Here is a 17705-nt window from a genome sequence, read left to right as displayed (position 1 = left end):
CGGGCTTCCTCAGTGGGTGTGCGTGGCCGAGCTCTTGCCCTGCTGCGACTTCACGACGAAGCTGCCGCTGGCCGCATACGCCGCGCCGGGCTTCAGCCCGCCGACGATCTCGACGCGCTTGCCGTCGCTGCGGCCTGTCTGCACGTGCTGCGGCAGGAAGCCGCCGGGCACGCGCAGGAACACAGTCGGCTTGTCTTCCACGGTCTGCACCGCGTCGGCCGCGACCGTCACGGGCGCCTCCGTCTCGGAGGCCACCAGCTCGACATTCACGAAGAGGCCCGGGCGCCAGATGCGGTCGGGGTTGGTCAGCGTGACGCGCGCCGTGGCGGTGCGCGTCTGCGCGCCGATCAGCGAGCCCACGTACGAGACCTTGCCGGTCGCGGTCTGGTCGAAGGCGCTGGAGCGGATCTTCACCTGCTCGCCGACGCGCACCAGGTTCAGGTTGCTGGCGGCCACGCTGATCTCGGCCCACACGGTCGACAGGTCGGAGATGGTGAAGACGTTGACCGCCTCGCCCACCGATTCGCCAAGCGAGATGTGCTTCTCGACCACCATGCCGTCGAAGGGCGCGCGCAGCTCGTAGCGGCCTAGCGCCGACGAGCCGGGCGTGGCGCCCAGCGCCAGCAGCTTCTGGTTGGCGTTGGCCACGGCGATGCGCGCCTCCTGCATGGCCTGCTCGGCCTGCAGGTAGTCCTGCTGCGGCGAGATCTTCTCCTCCCACAGCTTCTTCTCGCGCTCATACGTCGTGCGGGCCAGCTCCAGCCGGCGCTGCGCCGATTGCAGCTCGCTGCGCTGCTCAGAGAGCCCCGGGCTCGACAGCACCGCGAGCACCTCGCCGCGCTTGACCTCCTGGCCCAGATTGGCCGGCACGCTGTCGACCACGCCCGCCACGCGCGGCACCACATGGGCGGTGCGGTCTTCGTTGAACTTGATCTCGCCGGGCAGCTGCAGCGACAGCTTGATGCGCGCGGGGCCGGCGCTCTCGATGGCGATGTCGGCAGCCTTGATCTGCTCGTCGGTGAAGGCGATCTTTTCCTCGTCTTCCTTGTGGGCGGCGGACTTGGCCTCGCCCTTGCCTTCCTCCGCGTGATGCTCTTTGTCGCCGTGGCCCTTGGCCTCGCCGTGGCTGTGGTCATGGTCGTCGCCGGCCTTGGCCTCCTTGTGGCCGCCTTCCTCATGGTGTTCGCCGTCGCCATGGCCGGCGGCGTCCGAATGGCCGGCCGCCTCGGGCTTGGCTGGCGCGCTGCGCAATATCAGCGCCCCGGCACCCGCGCCCAGCACGAGCGCCGCCGCGATGGCGATCAGCTGCTTCTTGCCGACACGCTCGGCGAAAGTCTTGCGTTCTTCTGTGGTCATGATCTTTGGAATTCCTTGTTTGCCTGTCAGCGCGCGACGGGCGTGGTCATCGCGGGAGTGGTCGCGTCGCCTTCATTGCCCAGCAGCCGGTCGAGCTCGCCCGCGGCGCGGTGCGCGTCGGCCAGGGCGAGCAGGTACTGCGCGCGCACCTGGAACAGCGTGCGCTGCGCATCCAGCGCTTCGAGAAAGCTGAACTTGCCCAGCTCGAAGCCCTTGGTGGCGGCCTTGTAGGCGCTCTCGGCGCCGGGCAGCGCGTCGCGCTGCAGCGTCTCGGCGGTGGCGTGCGCGGAGCGCAGGCGCTCGGTGGCCTGGGCCACGTCGGTGCCCAGCTGCAGCTCGGCGGCGGCGAGGTCGTCGCGCGCCTTTTCCTCGCGGCTCAGCGCCTCGGCGACGTTGCCCCGGTTGGTATCGAAGATCGGCAGCGGCACCGACAGCCCCAGCACCACCTGGTTGCGCCGGCTGCTGCCGGTCTCGCCCTCGGAAGCCGGCACGCGCTTGGCGCCCAGCGAGACGGTCACGTCGGGAATGCGCCTGGCGCGCTCCAGATCGGCCAGCGCCTTGCGCCGATCGACCTCGAGCCGCGCCTGCCGCACCACCGGTGCATCGGCGAGCCTGCCGGCGATGTCCTGCGCCGAAGCTATCGCCGGCAGCTGATCGACCGCGCCATCCACCTGCGTGAAGCGGGGAGCGGGATTACCCCACAGCGCCGCGAGCTGCTGGCGTGCCGAGCGCAGCGTGCCCTCGGCCTGCATCAGCTCGACGCGGATGCCGGCCTCGGCCACGCGCGCCTTGGTTTCCTCCAGCGGCGAGACCTTGCCGGCAGCCACGCGGTTGGCGGCAGCGCGGGTGGCGGTCTGCGCGAGGCCCACCGAATCCTGCGCGAGCCGCAGGCGCTCCTGCGCGGTCAGCACGTCGAAGAAGGCTGTGACAGTGGCCGCGCGGATCTCGGCGCGGCGCCCAGCCAGCGCCGAGGCCGCCTGGTCGCGCGCCCGCTCGGCCGCCGTGACGCGGGCCGAGCGCTTGCCGCCCAGCTCGATGGGCTGGCTCAGCTGCAGCGTGGTGGTGCGGTTGTCGCGACGCATGTCTTCCAACTGCACGTCGAGCGTGGGGTTGGGCCAGGCGCCGGCCTGGACGACGGCGCCCTCGGTGGCCTCCTGCTCGCGCAATGCGGAGGACAGGCCGGGGTTGGCCCGCATCGCCATGGCGACGGCGCTGCGAAGGGTCAGCGGACCCGCGGGCTCCTGCACACGGGTGTTGGCCGCACCGGACGGCGCGGGTTGTGAATGGGGGACTCCGGCGGAGGCCTGAGCGACCTGCGAAAAAGCCGGGGGCGCCGCCATGGCCAGCACGGCCAGCGGCACGAAGAGCGTGCGCATCGAATTCTCCTGGGTTGCGAAACAACGGACGGACGAATTCGGCGAGAGCTCGGCTAGCTGATGGTGGGTATCAGAAGGGGGTGGTGTGCTCTCGCCGAATCAGGAGGCGAGAGACCAGTCGGGGCGGACCGGAACGTCGGAGACATGCGAGGCGAAACGCTCGTCGGGCGTCGCGCGCAGCGGCTGGGCCACGCGCGCCACGGAGGCTGCCGGTTCGTCCAGCGCATCGGCATGCTGGGCATGGCCGAAGTGGCAGACGGCGCAATCGCCGACCACCGCATTGGGCTGGGTGCTGGAGTTCTTCTGCGCACCTTCGCCGCTGTGGCTGCGGTCGGTGCCGCGGGTTTCGCTTTCGTGGTGGCCCCAGTGGTCGGGCCGGGTGTCGCGCTCATGCTGGCAGTACGCCGATGCCGACGCCCAGCTGAACTGGAACGGCAGCAGGGCGAGCATGAAGATGAGGAACCAGCGGCGCATGGAGGCAAAAAGTATATCGGCGGGCTGCATCGGGCATTTCGGCAATGGCCCTGCAAGGCGCAGGCCCTGAACGAAGCGGGCCGGCGCAATGTACGACCGGGGGGCGAGGCTTTGTCTGTCAGCAGGATTACCGAAACGTAACCCCCGTACCGGAAGTGCTTCGATACCATCCGCAGATGCGAATCCTTGTCATCGAAGACGAGCCCAAGCTGGGCGACTACCTCAAGAAGGGGCTCGAGGAGAACGGTTACGTCGTCGACATAGCCCGCGACGGCATCGAGGGAAAGTACCTCGCCACCGAGGGTGACTACGCGCTGATCCTGCTCGACGTGATGCTCCCCGGCATCGACGGCTTTGCCGTGCTGCAGGCCATCCGCCGCACGAAGAACGTACCGGTGCTCGTGCTCACGGCGCGCGACAAGGTCGAAGACCGCGTTCAGGGGCTGCAGCAGGGCGCCGACGACTATCTGGTCAAGCCCTTCTCCTTCTCCGAGCTGCTGGCGCGCGTGCAGGCCCTGCTGCGCCGCGGCAAGCCGCAGGACTCCACGGTACTGCGACTGGCCGACCTGGAGGTCGACCTGGTCAGCCGCAAATGCATGCGCAACCGCACGCGGCTGGATCTCACGGCCAAGGAGTTCACGTTGCTGCTGGTGCTGCTGCGCCGGCGCGGCCAGATTCTTTCGCGCACCACGCTTGCCGAGCAGGTGTGGGACATGAACTTCGACAGCGACACCAATGTGGTGGAAGTCGCCATCCGCCGCCTGCGCAGCAAGCTCGACGACCCCTTCGAGGTGAAGCTGCTGCACACGGTGCGTGGCATGGGCTACGTGCTGGAAGACCGCTCCTGGACTTGAGCGCCCGGCCTCAATCCCTGCAGAGCCGGCTGTCCCTCTGGCTCGCCGCGCAGACCCTGTTCGGGCTGAGCGTGATCTGCTTCGCCATCTACCTCGTCACCGCCTGGAACTTCGGCCAGAAGCAGGAAGAGGAGCTCGCCAACAAGGCGGTGCTGGTGGAGCACCTGCTGCTGGAGGCCGAGAAAGGCGGCGACCTCGTCTTCCTGCGCCACAAGCTCGACGACTTCTTCTCGATGCAGGACGACGTGACGCTGTCGATCTCCGCCGGCGGCAGGCGGCTCTTCGAATCGAGGCCCGCCACCGGCGGCAAATGGATGCTGCGCGACCTGCAGGTGCCGTGGACGCAGGCCGGCGCCACCACGCAGCTGTCGGTGCGCCTCGGCGTGAACACCGCGCAGGAGGCCCAGCTGCTGCGCCGCCTGGCGTGGACGCTGCTGGGCGCCGTGGTGCTGGGCACCGCGCTGGTCTCGCTCACCGGCATGTGGCTGGTGCGCCGGGGCCTGAAGCCGCTCAAGACGCTGACCGAGCGCACCGCCGCGATGGCGCCCGACAAGGCCAACCAGCCCATAGACGCCAGCGACTTCGCGGAAGAGCTGCGCCCCTGGATCACCCAGTTCAACGCCCTGCTGCTGCGGGTGCAGCGGGCCTATGTGCAGCTCGAATCCTTCAACGCCGACGTGGCGCACGAGCTGCGCACGCCGCTGGCCAACCTGATCGGCTCCACCGAACTCGCTCTCACCCGCCCGCGCAGCAACGAGGAGCTGCAGACCGTGCTCGCCTCCAACCTGGAAGAGGTCGGCCGGCTCTCGGGCATCGTCACCGACATGCTGTTTCTCTCGCAGGCCGAGCGTGGCGCGCCGATGCGCACGCGGGCGGTGGCGAGCCTTGCGGCGCAGGCAACCGACGTGATCGACTTCTACGACGCCATGCTGGAGGAGGCCGGCCTGCGCGCCGAGGTGCGCGGGGAGGCCATGGCCGATGTGGACGCGGCGCTGCTGCGTCGCGCGCTCTTCAACCTGCTGGGCAACGCCATACGCTTCGCGGCGCCGGCTTCGACAATACGCATCGAGATCGGCGAGGAAAGCGCCACCGAGTTCGCCGTGGCCGTGGTCAACAAGGGCGAGCCCATCGACCCCGCCGCCCTGCCCCGCCTGTTCGAGCGCTTCTATCGCGCCGCACAGGCCCGCGACGGCTCCACGCGGCACCACGGGCTGGGCCTGTCGATCGTGGAAGCCATTGCCCGCATGCACGGCGGGCGGGTGTTCGCGGCCAGCCGGGGCGGCGAGACGCGTATCGGCTTCACCGTGGCGAAGCGCTGATGGAAGTCAGGGCTTGGCGTGCGCGGCGTCCGCTGCAACCGCCTGCTTGCGGCCGATGAACAGGTTGATCAGCGGACCCGTCATCGCGGTGGTCGCGAGCGCCATCACCAGCAGCATGGTGAAGAGCTCCGGGCCGATCAGCCCCGCGTCGAGGCCGATCTTCATCACGATGAGTTCCATCAGCCCGCGCGCGTTCATCAGCGAGCCGGTGGCCAGGCTGTCGCGCCAGCCGTAGCCCGCCATGCGCGCGCCGGCCGCGCCGCCGGCGATCTTGCCCACGGTGGCAACGCCCACGATCAGCAGCATCGCGCCCAGGCTCGCGCCCGAGAAGGCGTTGGCCGTGGTGCCAAGTCCGGCAAGGGCGAAGAAGAGCGGCATCAGCACCACGATGGAGATCGGCTCGATGCGCTCGGTGAGCGACTTCAGCAGCCGGTCGTCGCGCGGCAGGCAGGCGCCGAACAGGAAGGCGCCGAACACCGCATGCAGGTGCAGCCACTCGGTGACCAGCGAAGTTGCCAGCAGGCCGATCATCAGCGCCGCCATCACCGTGGTCGAGGGCTCGCCTTCGGGCGCCTTGACGCGCAGCAGCCACGCGAAGGCCGGCTTGAGCCCGAGGAACAGCGCCGCAAGCACCACCGCCATGCCCAGCGTGGTCTTCAGCAGCCCCTGGTAGCCCTCGCCCGCGCCGACCAGCGCGACCACCACGGCCAGCAGGATCCAGGCGAACACGTCGACCACGGCAGCCGCGCCCAGCGAGAGCTGGCCGAAGGGCGTGCGCGTCATGCCGCGGTCTTTCAGGATGCGCGCCATCACCGGGAAGGCGGTGATCGACAGCGCCGCCGCGATGAAAAGAGCAAAGGGCCAGAAGCCGACACCTGCCGGCGCGAGCGTGGGATGCAGCGCCGGTGCGATCGCGATGCCCAGCGCCATCGGCACGACCACGCTCAGCACGCCCACGTAGCCCGCCGAGCGCAGCTGCTCGCGCACGCCCTTCGAGGCACGCAGCTCGAGGCCGACCACGAACATGAAGAGCACCAGCCCCAGCGTGGAAAGCGAGGAGAGCCCCTGCAGCGACTCCTTCGAGAACAGCTGCGCGTGCAGCGAGGGAAAGAGCGCGCCCATCACGACCGGCCCGAGCATCAGGCCCGCGGCCATCTCGCCGACCACGCCGGGCTGGCCCACATGGCGAAGGATCCAGCCGCAAAGACGCGCAGTGACCAGGATGACGATGAGCTGCAGCAGGAGCGAAGTGACGGACATCGGGTAGCCGGGAGTTGGATTTCGGCCGATGTTAGTTCGAAGCCGCGTCGTCGAGCCAGCGGTTGGCCCACTGGTTCAGCGGCAGCAGGCGCCTGACCAGCTCCGCGCCGGCCTCGGTCAGCACATAGCCCGCCACGGCGAGCTCGACCACACCGGCCGCGCGCAGCTCCTTGAGCCGGTCGTTCAGCACCGAGGGCGACATCTGGTCCGTGCTCGTGCGCAACGCCCTGAAGCTCTGCGGCTGGCCGTCGCGCAGCTCCCAGAGGATGCGCAGCGTGCCCTTGCGGCCGAGTTGCTCCAGCAGCCGCATGACGGGGCGGCGCGATGCGGCGGGTTGTGCGTCTTCCATGCGAAGCCTTCATTGATCGATCGTGCGAGTGTACGCGCTTGCGCTACGCAATTCGTAGCGATAGACTGCGATCGACCGCTACGTATTCCGTAGCGATTTCAACCCGGTTGCAACGAAGGAGACAACCTCTTGACCGACACCACCACACAGCGCACCCCGCGCATCCCCCCGCTCGAAGCCCCCTATCCCGAGCCCATCGGCGAGCTGCTCACACGCATGACGCCGCCGCAGGCGCCCGAAATACTCGCGCTGTTCCGCGTGCTGGCCGTCAACCCCGCGCTTGCCGAGCGCACGATGGAACTCGGCCGCTACCTGCTGGGGCGCAAGGCGGCCATCAGCCTGCGGGAACGCGAGATCGTCATCCTGCGGGTCTGCGCCCGCTGCGGCGCCGAATACGAATGGGGCGTTCACTGGAGCGGATTCGCCGACGCCGCCGGCTTCAACGACACCGACCGCCGCGTGATGGCATCGCCCGACGGCGATCTCTCGCTACTCGCCCCACGCGACCGTCTGCTGGTGTCGATGGTCGACCAGCTCCACCACACCAGCGACATCGACGACGCGCTGTGGGAAGCCCTGCGCGCCCACTGGAGCCACGCGCAGCTCATCGAACTGATGATGCTCGCGGGCTGGTATCACTCGGTGAGCTATGTCTGCAATGCGGCGCGCGTGCCGCTGGAGAAGTGGGCCGCGCGCTGGTAAGGCTCGCTCACTTCTGCGCGCGCATCAACCGCAGCCCGTTCGCCACCACCAGCAGGCTGGCGCCCATGTCCGCGAACACCGCCATCCACATGGTCGCGCTGCCGAACACGGCGAGCACGAAGAACACGGCCTTGATACCCAGCGCCAGCGTGATGTTCTGCCAGAGCACCGAGTGGGCGCGGCGCGAAAGACGGATGGTTTCGGGGATGCGGCGCAGGTCGTCGTTCATGATGACCACGTCGGCCGCCTCCATCGCGGTGTCGGTGCCGGCGCCGCCCATCGCGAAGCCGATGTCGGCCTGCGCGAGCGCGGGGGCGTCGTTGATGCCGTCGCCGGTCATCGCTGCGGCGCCGTAGCGCTGCTGCATGGCCTTGACGGCGTCGAGCTTCTCCTCGGGCAGCAGGTTGCCGCGCACGTCCTCGATGCCGGCATGGGCGCCGATGGTCCTGGCGGTGGCGGTATTGTCGCCGGTGAGCATCACTGGCACGACGCCCAGCGAGCGCAGCTCGGCCACCGCCGCCTGCGACGATTCCTTGATGGTGTCGGCCACCGCGAAGAGCGCGAGCACGGCCTTGTCCGAAGCCAGCAGCGTGACGGTGCGGCCGGCTTCCTCGTGTCGCTCGAGTTCGGCTTCGAGCGAGGGCGTGCAAAGGCCGCGCTCCTCGATGAGCCGGTGGTTGCCCAGCACGTAGACCTGCCCCGCATGCGCGGCCTGCACGCCGCGGCCGGGCAGCGCGGTGAAGTCGGCGACTTCGCCTTGCGGTCCCTTCAGCCCCTCGGCGATGGCCTTCGACACCGGGTGATCGGACCGGCCGGCAATGCTCGCAGCCACGGCGAACACGGCCGCCTCGTTGCCCGAGGATTCGCCGATCAGCGACGACTCCACCAGCTTCGGCTTGCCTTCGGTGATGGTGCCTGTCTTGTCCAGCGCCACGGCCTTGAGCTTGCGCGCCTCTTCGAGGTAGGTGCCGCCCTTGATGAGAATGCCGCGCCGCGCGGCCGAAGCGAGCGCGCTCACCACCGTCACCGGCGTGGAGATCACCAGCGCGCACGGGCAGGCGATGACCAGCAGCACCAGCGCCTTGTAGATGGCCTGCAGCCAGGTCCAGTCCATGAAGAAGGGCGTGAGCACCGCGACGGCCAGCGCCAGCACGAAGACGGTGGGCGTGTAGATGGCGGCGAACCTGTCGACAAAGCGCTGCGTGGGCGCGCGCGAGCCCTGCGCTTCCTCGACCGCGTGGATGATGCGCGCGAGCGTGGTATCGGCCGCCACGGCAGTCACGCGGAACTCCAGCGCGGCGGTCTGGTTGATGGTGCCCGCGAACACCTGGTCGCCGATGGTCTTGTCGACCGGAATGCTCTCGCCGGTGACCGGCGCCTGATCGATCGCGCTGGAGCCTTCGGTGACGATGCCGTCCAGCGGCACGCGACCGCCGGGGCGGATGCGCGCGATGGCCTGCAGCGGCACCTCGCTCGCCATCACCGTCTTCCAGCTGCCATCGGCCTGCTTCACCTCCGCCTGCTCGGGTGCGAGCGCCAGCAGGCTCTGGATGGCGTTGCGCGCGCGGTCCACGGCGCGGGCCTCGATGAGCTCGGCAATGGCGTAGAGCGCCATCACCATCGCGGCCTCGGGCCACTGGCCGATGATGAATGCGCCGGTGACGGCCACCGCCATCAGCGCGTTGATGTTCAGACGCCCGCGCACCAGCGCCGCGAAGCCCTTCTTGTAGGTGTCGAGGCCCGCGAGGCCGATGGCACCCAGCGCCAGCGCCATCTCGAACACCATGAAGCCCCGGCCCTCCAGCCCCATGAACGAGACCGACTCGGCCGCGATCGCCAGCACCAGCGCCGCAACCAGCCGCGCGAGCCCGGCGCTCATGCCGGCGATCTTCGCGGGCGCTGCCGGGGCTGCCTGCGCGCCCGGTGCATTCAGCGGCTCGGGCTTGAAACCCGCCTTGCGGATGGCGGCAAGCGCTTCGGGCAGCACGCCGTCGTCGGTGGTGATGGCCATGGTGCGCTCGCCGAGGCGGAAGCGCAGCGCCTTGACGCCCGCGATGGGCTCCAGCGCACGGCGGATTTCGGACTCTTCCACCGCGCAGTCCATGGTGGGAATGCGAAAGAGCAAGGCGCCGGTGGAGACATCGCTCACATCGGGCGCCAGGGGGATCGCCGAGTGGCTGCTTGCGCTGCAGCCGCAGCACGCATCGGCCGCCTTCGGCTGCGTATGCTCGTGTGTGTGACCATGCCCCTCTTCATGGGCATGCGGATGCGGATGAGAGTGCGCATGCGCGCGCGGCACGGGCGGGTTCAGGGCGTTCTGGTTCGTCATGGAATCGATTGGAAACCCTGAAGCAGGTGTAGAGTCAATCACTCATTCCCACTCGTTCATTTGCCGCATCATGAAAATCGGTGAACTGGCCAAGGTCGCGAACACGCCGGTCGAAACCATCCGGTACTACGAGCGCGAGCAACTGCTGCCCGAGCCCGCGCGCACCGAGGGCAACTACCGCATCTACGACGAAGACCACGCCCAGCGCCTGGGCTTCATCCGCCGCTGCCGCTCGCTGGACATGACGCTGGACGAGATCCGCAGCCTGCTCAAATTCCGCGATGCGCCGCAGGAAGACTGCGGCGAGGTCAACCAGCTGCTGGACGACCACATCGGCCACGTGGCCGCGCGCATCGCCGAGCTGAAGACGCTCGAGAAGCAATTGAAGGCGCTGCGCCAGCAGTGCTGCGGCCCCGAATCGGCGAACGCCTGCGGCATCCTGCAGGAGCTGGACACCACCGCGCTGGCACCCGAGAGCTTCGGGCAGCACGCGGGCCACGTCCACGGCGCGCTGCATGCGCCGGCCAAGCGCGGCGGCTGACCGCGCTTCTTTTTTCTCTTTTCCTTCTACTTGCCGATGAGCTGCGAGAGCTTGTCGGCCTCGAAGCTCTCGTCGCGCGCCGCGTCGCCCGGCACGCAGTCCTTGCTGCCGGGTTGCGCCGAGAGCTTCTCGATGGCCTGCCACAGCAGCGCGATCTGGTGTTCCTGGCTCGATGCGTTTTCGATCAGGCTGCGCATGGCCTGGCTCAGCGGGTCGTCGTCCTGCGTGATGCCGTAGGCAGAGAACTTTTGCGGCGTGGCCACGTCGGCGCTCTCGCCGGCCTTCGAGGGGATGATCCGCGCCGGGATGCCCACCGCCGTCGCGCCGGCCGGCACCGGCTTGATGACCACCGCGTTGCTGCCGATCTTGGCGCCGTCGCCCACCACGAAGCCGCCCAGCACCTTGGCCCCGGCGCTCACGACCACGTCGCGCCCCAGCGTCGGATGCCGCTTGGTGCCCTTGTAGAGCGAGGTGCCGCCCAGCGTCACGCCCTGGTAGATGGTGCAGCCGTCGCCGATCTCGGCCGTCTCGCCGACGACGACGCCCATGGCGTGGTCGAAGAACACGCGCTCGCCGATCTTGGCGGCGGGGTGGATCTCGATGCCGGTCAGCCAGCGGGCCCAGTGCGCGATGGCGCGCGCGGGCCACTTGAAGCCATGGGTCCAACAGGCGTGCGCCCAGCGATGCAGCACCACGGCGTGGAAGCCGGGGTAGACCGTGATCACTTCCCAGGCGCTTCGGGCGGCCGGGTCGCGTTCGAGGATGCACCGGATGTCGGCGCGCAGTCTGGAGAACATCGCTGCCTTGTGCCTTCTGTCTGTTGTCGTTATATCGATAGGGGCCGCGCAGTCTAAGGCCGGGCGTCTTCGCGTACGAACGATAAGGTTTTAGTCGTTTCCGGGGGCCTTGCCGCCCTTGTCTGCCTTGTCTCCCCTCGGCGGCCGGGTGGCATCGCTCATCGCCTTGGCGATGCCGCGCAGGATGTGGATCTCCTCCGGCGTGGGCTGGGCCCGGTTGAAGAGCTGCTGCAGCCTGGGCATGAGCTTCTTGGGCGCCCCGGGGTCGAGGAAGCCGATCTCCACCAGCGAGCGCTCCCAGTGGTCGAGCATGCCGGCCACGGCCTGGGCGTCTGCCGCCTGCACGGGCTGGATGGCCTCGCGCACCTCGTAGCCGCCCAGGGCCAGCCGCCATTCGTAGGCGATCACCTGGATGGCCGCACCCAGGTTGAGCGAGCCGAACTTCGGGTCGGTGGGAATGCTCAGGGCCACGTTGCAGCGATAGACGTCCTCGTTGCGCATGCCGAAACGCTCGGAGCCGAACAGGAAGGCCACGTGCTGGTCGCCCTGCCTGGCGAGCGGCTCCAGGTGCTCGCGGGGCGTGCGCGTGGGCGGGCCGAAGTCGCGCGGGATCATTGCAGTGGCGCACAGGTGTGTGACGCCGTCGAGGGCCTCGTCGAGCGTCTCGACGATGCGGGCGTTGGCCAGCACGTCGAGCGCGCCGCTCGCGCGCTGGATGGTTTCCTCGCGCCGCAGCACGTTGGCCCAGCGCGGGGCCACCAGCACCAGGTCGGAAAAACCCATGGTCTTCATGGCGCGGGCGGCGGCGCCCACGTTGCCGGCGTGGCTGGTCTGGATCAGGATGAAACGGGTGCGCATGGAGGGTTGGCGGACACTAACGGGCGGAGCCGGTAAAATCCCCCGATTCTCGCCGCCCGCATCGCCGGGCCGTCTCCGGGGGCCCTCCCCACCGTTCTTCCCACAATCCAATGTCGTCCCCCAACCTGCATCCCATGCTCAACGTGGCCGTCAAGGCCGCACGCGCCGCCGGCGCCATCATCAATCGCGCCGCCCTCGACGTCGAAGCCGTGCGCATTTCCCAGAAGCAGGTCAACGACTTCGTCACCGAAGTCGATCACGCCAGCGAGCAAGCGATCATCGAGACGCTGCTCGGCGCGTACCCGGGGCACGGCATCCTGGCGGAAGAATCCGGCAGCCAGTACGGCGCCAAGGACTCCGACTACGTCTGGATCATCGATCCGCTGGACGGCACCACCAATTTCATCCACGGCTTCCCGGTCTACTGCGTGTCGATCGCGCTGTCGGTGCGCGGCAAGATCGAGCAGGCGGTGGTCTACGACCCCACCCGCAACGACCTGTTCACCGCCACCAAGGGCCGCGGCGCCTACATGAACGAGCGCCGCATCCGCGTCTCGAAGCGCACCCGCCTCAACGAGTGCCTGATCTCCACCGGCTTCCCCTTCCGTACCGGCGACAACTTCAAGCAGTACCTGGCCATCATGGCGGACATGATGCCCCGCGCCGCCGGCCTGCGCCGCCCCGGCGCCGCCGCGCTCGACCTCGCCTACGTGGCGGCCGGCTTCACCGATGCCTTCTTCGAGACCGGCCTGAACCCCTGGGACGTGGCGGCAGGCTCGCTGCTGGTCACCGAGGCCGGCGGCCTGATCGGCAACTTCACGGGCGAGCCCGAGTTCATGGACCAGCGCGAGTGCCTGGCCGGCGCCCCGCGCGTGTACGGCCAGCTGGTGCCGCTGCTCGCCAAGTACTCCAAATTCGCCACCGTGGACGACAAGCTGCGCGCCAGCGACCGCGTGCGCGCCGTGTCTGCCTCCGCCAAGGCGAGCGCCGGCAACTCCAACGACTCGACCGACCTCTACGCCCGCAGTACGGTGCCGGGCTTCGCCGACGAGGCAGCCGAAGCCGAAACCCCGGCCGCGCCGGCGGCGGCTCCCGCTCCGCGCAAGCTCACGCGCGTGCGCCGCGAGGCACCCGCCAACGGCGCGCCTTCCGAAGGCAACTCCTCCGCCAAGTGACGATGCAGGGGCCCAGCAGCGCCGCGCCCCGGGTCCGTGCCGCTCTGCGCATCGCGCTGAGCCACTACGTCGCGAGCGGGCTCACCGTCGCGCTGGGCCTGCTCTTCATCTCCGGCGGGGTCCATCTCTGGCTGGGCACCATCGCGGCCTCTGCCGCCGCCACCGGCGTGATCGTCACCGCGCCGCCCGACCTGCCCGGCCCGCGCCGCGGCAAGTTCCTGCAGATGCTGCCGGCGCCGCTCATCGGGCTGCCGCTCTTCTTCGCGGTGCAGATGCTGCACAGCGCCCCCATCCGCCTCGGGCTGGTGCTGGTGCCCGCCACTTTCATGGCCTTCCTGGCCATGGCCTGGGGCAAGCGCGGCATCCCGATCGCCATCGCGGTGATGTTCTCGATGATCTTCTCCATGGCCACGCCCGCGCCTTCCGGCATGGCCGACGCCATCGAGCGCACCTGGCACTTCGGGCTGGGCGCGGGGCTGTACGTGATCTGGGCCACGCTGGCCAACCTGGCGCTCAACGGACGCTTCCGCACCCAGTCGGTGGCCGACGTGCTGTACTCGCTGGCCGCGCTCATGCGCACCGAGGCCAGCCAGTTCCTGCCGCAGGACGAAACCCGCGACGTGCGCGACACCCCCGCGCCCCTGCTGGGCCAGCTGCTGCGCGAGCAGGCCGCGCTGGCCGACCAGCTGCAGGCCACGCGCGACATCGTCCTCGAATCGCCGCGCACCCCGCGCCGCCAACGCCTGGCCGCCATGCTGGTGATCGTGCTCGAGATGCGCGACCAGCTGCTGGCCAGCGAGCTCGACCTGGACACCCTGCGCGCGCACCCCGCGCATGCCGACGCGCTCATCGAGATGCGCCGCGTGCTCGAAGAGCTCGCCGACGAGACCATAGCGCTGGCCGACGCCCTGCTCTTCGGCCGCCACCCCGACGCCGTGGTCGACCGCCGCCCGCGCCTGGCGGCCATCCACGTCTCGGCCGACGACAGCGCCGATGGCCATGCCGGCCACATCGGCCCCACGGCCGCCATGCTCGCGCGCGGGCTGGCCAGCCGCATCGGCCACATCAACGACGAGGTGCTGCGCCTGTCGGCCATGGCGCGCGGCGACGCCGAGCCCAACCTGGCCGTGGTGCGCGCCAACTGGCAGCTCTTCGTGAGCCCCACCGACTGGTCGCTGCGCCCCTTCTTCACGCTGTGGAGCTGGGACCAGCCGCCGCTGCGCCACGCCATCCGCGCCGCGCTGGCCATCGCGGCCGGCTACGCCATCGCGGTGTCGATGCCCTGGGGCTCGCACGACTACTGGATCCTGCTGACTATCGTGGTGGTGCTGCGCGGCAGCCTCTCGCAGACGCTGGAGCGGCGCAACGCCCGCGTGGCCGGCACGCTGCTGGGCTGCGTGCTGGCGGTGGGGCTGCTGTCGGCGCACCCCTCGGCGCTGATGCTGCTGGTCATCGTCACGGTCGCGCAGGCCATCGCGCACAGCTTCGCGGTGCGGCGCTACCTCATCACGGCGGTGGCCGCCACCGTGCTGGGCCTGGTGCAGGCCCACATGCTGAACGTGGGCATCGCCCCGATCTTCGCGCTCTTCGAGCGCATCGCCGACACGCTCATCGGCGCCGCGCTGGCCTGGGGCTTCTGCTACGTGCTGCCCTCGTGGGAGCGCACGCAGATCCCGGCGCTGGTCTCGCGCGTGCTCACCGCGCAGGCCCGCCATGCGCGCCTCGCGCTGGGCCTGGGCCAGCTCAAGGCCATCGACAGCAGCCCCGAGCTCGAGTGGCGCCTTGCGCGCCGCGAGGCCTACGACAGCCTCTCGGCGCTGGTGCAGGCCACGCAGCGTTCGCTTTCCGAGCCGCGCGCCGTGCAGCCGCCGCTGGAACCGCTGGAGCACCTGCAGGCCCACAGCTACCAGCTGCTCGCGCAGCTGAGCGCAGTGAAGTCGATGCTGGTGCTGCGGCGCGACCGCCTCACGCCGGCGGAGGTGGAAGGCCCCATCGGCCGCACCGCGCAACGAATCGAGGCGGCCATCGGAACCATTCCGACCACCGGCCCCTCCCACCCCGAAAGTTCGGGTTCGACCGCCGTCGGCGGCCCGATCCCCCTGCCCGACCCGTTCGACAACGACATCAGCCCCTGGCTGCTTCGCCGCCTCGACCTGGCCACGGCACTCGCCACGCAGCTGCGCGACGACGCGGCGCGCATTCTTCAACCTCTGAACGAGACAACAGCACAAGCGAAGACGACCACAGCCTGATGACCCAAGAGATACTCGCCCATCCCTGGTTCGGCACCTGGCTTGCCGCACTGATCGCAGTTCCCCTCTCTCTTCTCGCCCACCGCATCGTCGGCCTGGTGCTCAGGCGGATCACCCGCCCCGCGCCGGCCATCCATGCGATGGTGGTCAATTGCAGGGCTCCCGCCCGGCTCGTGTTCCCGCTGGTGGCGCTCACCATGGTGTGGCAGGGCGCGCCGGACGACCTGCGCTTCATCGGCAACGTCAGCCATCTCACCGGCCTGCTGCTCATCGCCGCCGCCACCTGGCTCACGGTGAAGGCCATCAGCGGCTTCGCCGAAGGCGTGCTGGCGCAGAACCCCTCCGACATCGCCGACAACCTGCAGGCCCGCCGCGTGCTCACGCAAACCCGCGTGCTGGCACGCACCGCCATGTCGGTGGTTATCGTGGCCGGCGGCGCGATGATGCTCATGACCTTCCCCGGCGCGCGCCAGGTGGGCGCGAGCCTGCTGGCCTCGGCCGGCGTGATCGGCATCGTGGCCGGTCTTGCCGCCAAGCCCGTGTTCAGCAACCTCATCGCCGGCCTGCAGATCGCGCTGGCGCAGCCGATCCGCATCGACGACGTGCTGGTGGTCGAGGGCGAATGGGGCCGCGTCGAGGAAATCACCGGCACCTTCGTCGTCCTGAAGATCTGGGACGAGCGCCGCCTGATCCTGCCGCTGAGCTATTTCATCGAGAAGCCGTTCCAGAACTGGACGCGGCATTCGTCGCAACTGCTGGGCGCGGTGTTCGTCTACGTCGACTACGGCATGCCGCTCGCGCCGCTGCGCGCCGAGGTCGAGCGCATCGTGAAGGCCGCGCCCGAGTGGGACGGCCGCTTCTTCAACGTGCGCGTGACCGACGCCACGGAGCGCACCATGCAGATCCGCGTGCTGTGCACGGCCGCCACCTCGGGCCTGACCTTCGACCTGCGCTGCAGCGTGCGAGAGGGCCTCATCGACTTCATGCAGCGCGAGTATCCGCAGTTCCTGCCGAAGATGCGCATCTCGGCCGACGGGCTGCCCGAGCGCGAACAGCTGCCGCAACAAGGACAGGCCCCGGCCTGATCCTGTCTTGAAGCCAGAGCCGGCCCCCGCCCCCGAACGCAAGCCCGCACTCACGCGCGCGCTGCTCTATGCCTTCGCGGTGCTGTGCCTGGTGCTGGGCCTCATCGGCGTGATCGTGCCCGGCATGCCGACCACGGTGTTCATCCTGATGGCCGCATGGGCCGCCGCCCGCAGCTCGCCGAGGCTGCATGCGTGGCTGCTGAGCCATCGCCTCTTCGGCCCGCTGCTGCACAACTGGGCCAACGGCCGCACCGTGAGCCGGCGCGCCAAATGGAGCGCGACCGTGACGATGGCGGTGTGCGCGGTGATCGTGTCGTTCACCGCGCACCGTGCGTGGCTCGCCGCGCTGGCCATCGGGTGCATGGCCTGCGTGCTGGCCTGGCTGTGGTCGCGGCCACTGCCTCCAACCTAGCACCCTGGCGCCCCTAGCGGCGCGGCTGCTTTTCCATGTTCGGGGCGGTAACGGCGCGCGGCGGAATCGGCACCGACATCACGATCGACGTGCGCGTCTCGCCCAGGTGGTTGATGGCGCTCACGAAGGCTTCCAGGTGCTCGATGTCGCGCGCCGCCACCTTCAGCACATACGAGTCCTGTCCCGTCACGTGGAAGCATTCGAGCACCTCGCGCCTGCTTTCGAGCAGCTTCAGCAGCCGCACCTTCTCTGGCTGCGGTGTGGTGATGCCGACGAGCGCCATCACTGTGTAGCCCACGTTGCGCGGAGGCACCACCGCCCGGTAGCCGGCCAGCACGCCGGCTTCTTCCAGCCGCTTCACGCGCTCCGAGGTCGACGGCACCGAAAGCCCCACCTGCCGCGCCAGCGCCGTGAGCGAAGTGCGCGCATCGGCCTGCAGCACTTCGAGGATCTGCCAGTTCTTGCTGTCGATTTCCATGGATTTCAGGCTTCGGCGGTCGATTCGTCTTGAATTTCAGGCAGGAAGCGCATTCCGCCTGAGCTTCGCCATTCTCCTCAGGCGAAGC

General features: G+C 69.3%; 17 protein-coding genes. 8 read left to right on the top strand and 9 right to left on the bottom strand.

The genetic code is table 11. The features are described from left to right. Nucleotides 1–9 precede the first annotated feature (9 nt). From ABL844_RS11435 to czcI, 3 genes are all read right to left on the bottom strand, one after another. Complete coding sequence (locus ABL844_RS11435) at nt 10–1356, bottom strand: efflux RND transporter periplasmic adaptor subunit (RefSeq protein ID WP_418131321.1); 1347 nt, start codon at nt 1354–1356, stop codon at nt 10–12. 26 nt (nt 1357–1382) lie between these two features. Beyond that, complete coding sequence (locus ABL844_RS11430; protein WP_126018195.1) at nt 1383–2732, bottom strand: TolC family protein; 1350 nt, start codon at nt 2730–2732, stop codon at nt 1383–1385. Between the two features lie 99 nt (nt 2733–2831). Next, complete coding sequence (gene czcI, locus ABL844_RS11425) at nt 2832–3206, bottom strand: cation efflux protein, CzcI family (RefSeq protein ID WP_126018192.1); 375 nt, start codon at nt 3204–3206, stop codon at nt 2832–2834. 176 nt (nt 3207–3382) lie between these two features. Between czcI and ABL844_RS11420 the strand changes: the two genes are divergently transcribed. Beyond that, the gene (locus ABL844_RS11420) at nt 3383–4060 is read left to right on the top strand and encodes a heavy metal response regulator transcription factor (RefSeq protein WP_126018189.1); all 678 of its coding nucleotides are present in this window, start codon (nt 3383–3385) and stop codon (nt 4058–4060) included. Further along, nucleotides 4057–5379 carry a heavy metal sensor histidine kinase gene (locus ABL844_RS11415; protein ID WP_184636456.1) on the top strand — a complete coding sequence of 441 codons (1323 nt, stop codon included), beginning with the start codon at nt 4057–4059 and terminating at the stop codon, nt 5377–5379. Before ABL844_RS11420 ends, ABL844_RS11415 begins: the two co-directional genes overlap by 4 nt. A gap of 6 nt (nt 5380–5385) precedes the next feature. Here ABL844_RS11415 and ABL844_RS11410 read toward each other — a convergent pair whose 3' ends face one another. Next, on the bottom strand, nt 5386–6639 hold the full coding sequence (locus ABL844_RS11410) for a cation:proton antiporter (protein ID WP_184636454.1): 1254 nt from the start codon (nt 6637–6639) through the stop codon (nt 5386–5388). 31 nt (nt 6640–6670) lie between these two features. Beyond that, entirely contained in the window at nt 6671–6988 is a 318-nt protein-coding gene (locus tag ABL844_RS11405) for a winged helix-turn-helix transcriptional regulator (RefSeq protein ID WP_126018181.1), read from the bottom strand. 129 nt (nt 6989–7117) lie between these two features. Here ABL844_RS11405 and ABL844_RS11400 point away from each other — a divergent pair, with 129 nt between their 5' ends. Continuing rightward, nucleotides 7118–7690 (top strand): carboxymuconolactone decarboxylase family protein, encoded by a 573-nt coding sequence (locus ABL844_RS11400; RefSeq protein WP_418131320.1) that lies wholly within the window; start codon nt 7118–7120, stop codon nt 7688–7690. Nucleotides 7691–7697: 7 nt separating this feature from the next. Here the strand turns inward: ABL844_RS11400 and ABL844_RS11395 are convergent, their stop codons facing one another. Further along, on the bottom strand, nt 7698–10019 hold the full coding sequence (locus ABL844_RS11395; RefSeq protein ID WP_418131319.1) for a heavy metal translocating P-type ATPase: 2322 nt from the start codon (nt 10017–10019) through the stop codon (nt 7698–7700). Nucleotides 10020–10089: 70 nt separating this feature from the next. On the opposite strand from ABL844_RS11395, the gene cadR reads away from it, so the two are divergent. Next, entirely contained in the window at nt 10090–10560 is a 471-nt protein-coding gene (cadR, locus tag ABL844_RS11390) for a Cd(II)/Pb(II)-responsive transcriptional regulator (RefSeq protein ID WP_418125362.1), read from the top strand. 26 nt (nt 10561–10586) lie between these two features. Here the strand turns inward: cadR and cysE are convergent, their stop codons facing one another. Together cysE and ABL844_RS11380 are read right to left on the bottom strand one after the other, a co-directional pair. Then, the gene (gene cysE / locus ABL844_RS11385; protein ID WP_126018171.1) at nt 10587–11357 is read right to left on the bottom strand and encodes a serine O-acetyltransferase; all 771 of its coding nucleotides are present in this window, start codon (nt 11355–11357) and stop codon (nt 10587–10589) included. 90 nt (nt 11358–11447) lie between these two features. Further along, the gene (locus ABL844_RS11380; protein ID WP_418131318.1) at nt 11448–12215 is read right to left on the bottom strand and encodes an RNA methyltransferase; all 768 of its coding nucleotides are present in this window, start codon (nt 12213–12215) and stop codon (nt 11448–11450) included. Between the two features lie 110 nt (nt 12216–12325). Between ABL844_RS11380 and ABL844_RS11375 the strand changes: the two genes are divergently transcribed. Genes ABL844_RS11375 through ABL844_RS11360 form a run of 4 tightly spaced genes read left to right on the top strand, consistent with a single transcriptional unit; the run spans nt 12326 to nt 17139 of the window. Then, entirely contained in the window at nt 12326–13390 is a 1065-nt protein-coding gene (locus tag ABL844_RS11375; protein ID WP_126018166.1) for an inositol monophosphatase family protein, read from the top strand. Nucleotides 13391–13392: 2 nt separating this feature from the next. Then, nucleotides 13393–15642 (top strand): FUSC family membrane protein, encoded by a 2250-nt coding sequence (locus tag ABL844_RS11370; RefSeq protein ID WP_418131317.1) that lies wholly within the window; start codon nt 13393–13395, stop codon nt 15640–15642. After that, nucleotides 15642–16727, top strand: a complete 1086-nt coding sequence (locus ABL844_RS11365) for a mechanosensitive ion channel family protein (RefSeq protein ID WP_418131316.1) — start codon at nt 15642–15644, stop codon at nt 16725–16727. The genes ABL844_RS11370 and ABL844_RS11365 overlap by 1 nt, the downstream gene beginning before the upstream one ends. Nucleotides 16728–16734: 7 nt before the next feature. Continuing rightward, nucleotides 16735–17139: a YbaN family protein gene (locus ABL844_RS11360; RefSeq protein WP_418125360.1), complete on the top strand. Its 405-nt coding sequence runs from the start codon at nt 16735–16737 to the stop codon at nt 17137–17139. A 13-nt stretch (nt 17140–17152) separates the two neighbouring features. Here ABL844_RS11360 and ABL844_RS11355 read toward each other — a convergent pair whose 3' ends face one another. Further along, entirely contained in the window at nt 17153–17617 is a 465-nt protein-coding gene (locus tag ABL844_RS11355; protein WP_418131315.1) for an Lrp/AsnC family transcriptional regulator, read from the bottom strand. Nucleotides 17618–17705 lie beyond the last annotated feature (88 nt).

It is taken from the genome of Variovorax sp. 278MFTsu5.1, assembly GCF_048305045.1.
Lineage (GTDB): Bacteria > Pseudomonadota > Gammaproteobacteria > Burkholderiales > Burkholderiaceae_C > Variovorax > Variovorax guangxiensis.
Note: the sequence above shows the minus strand (reverse complement) of the source record. Positions and strands in the feature narration are given on the sequence as shown.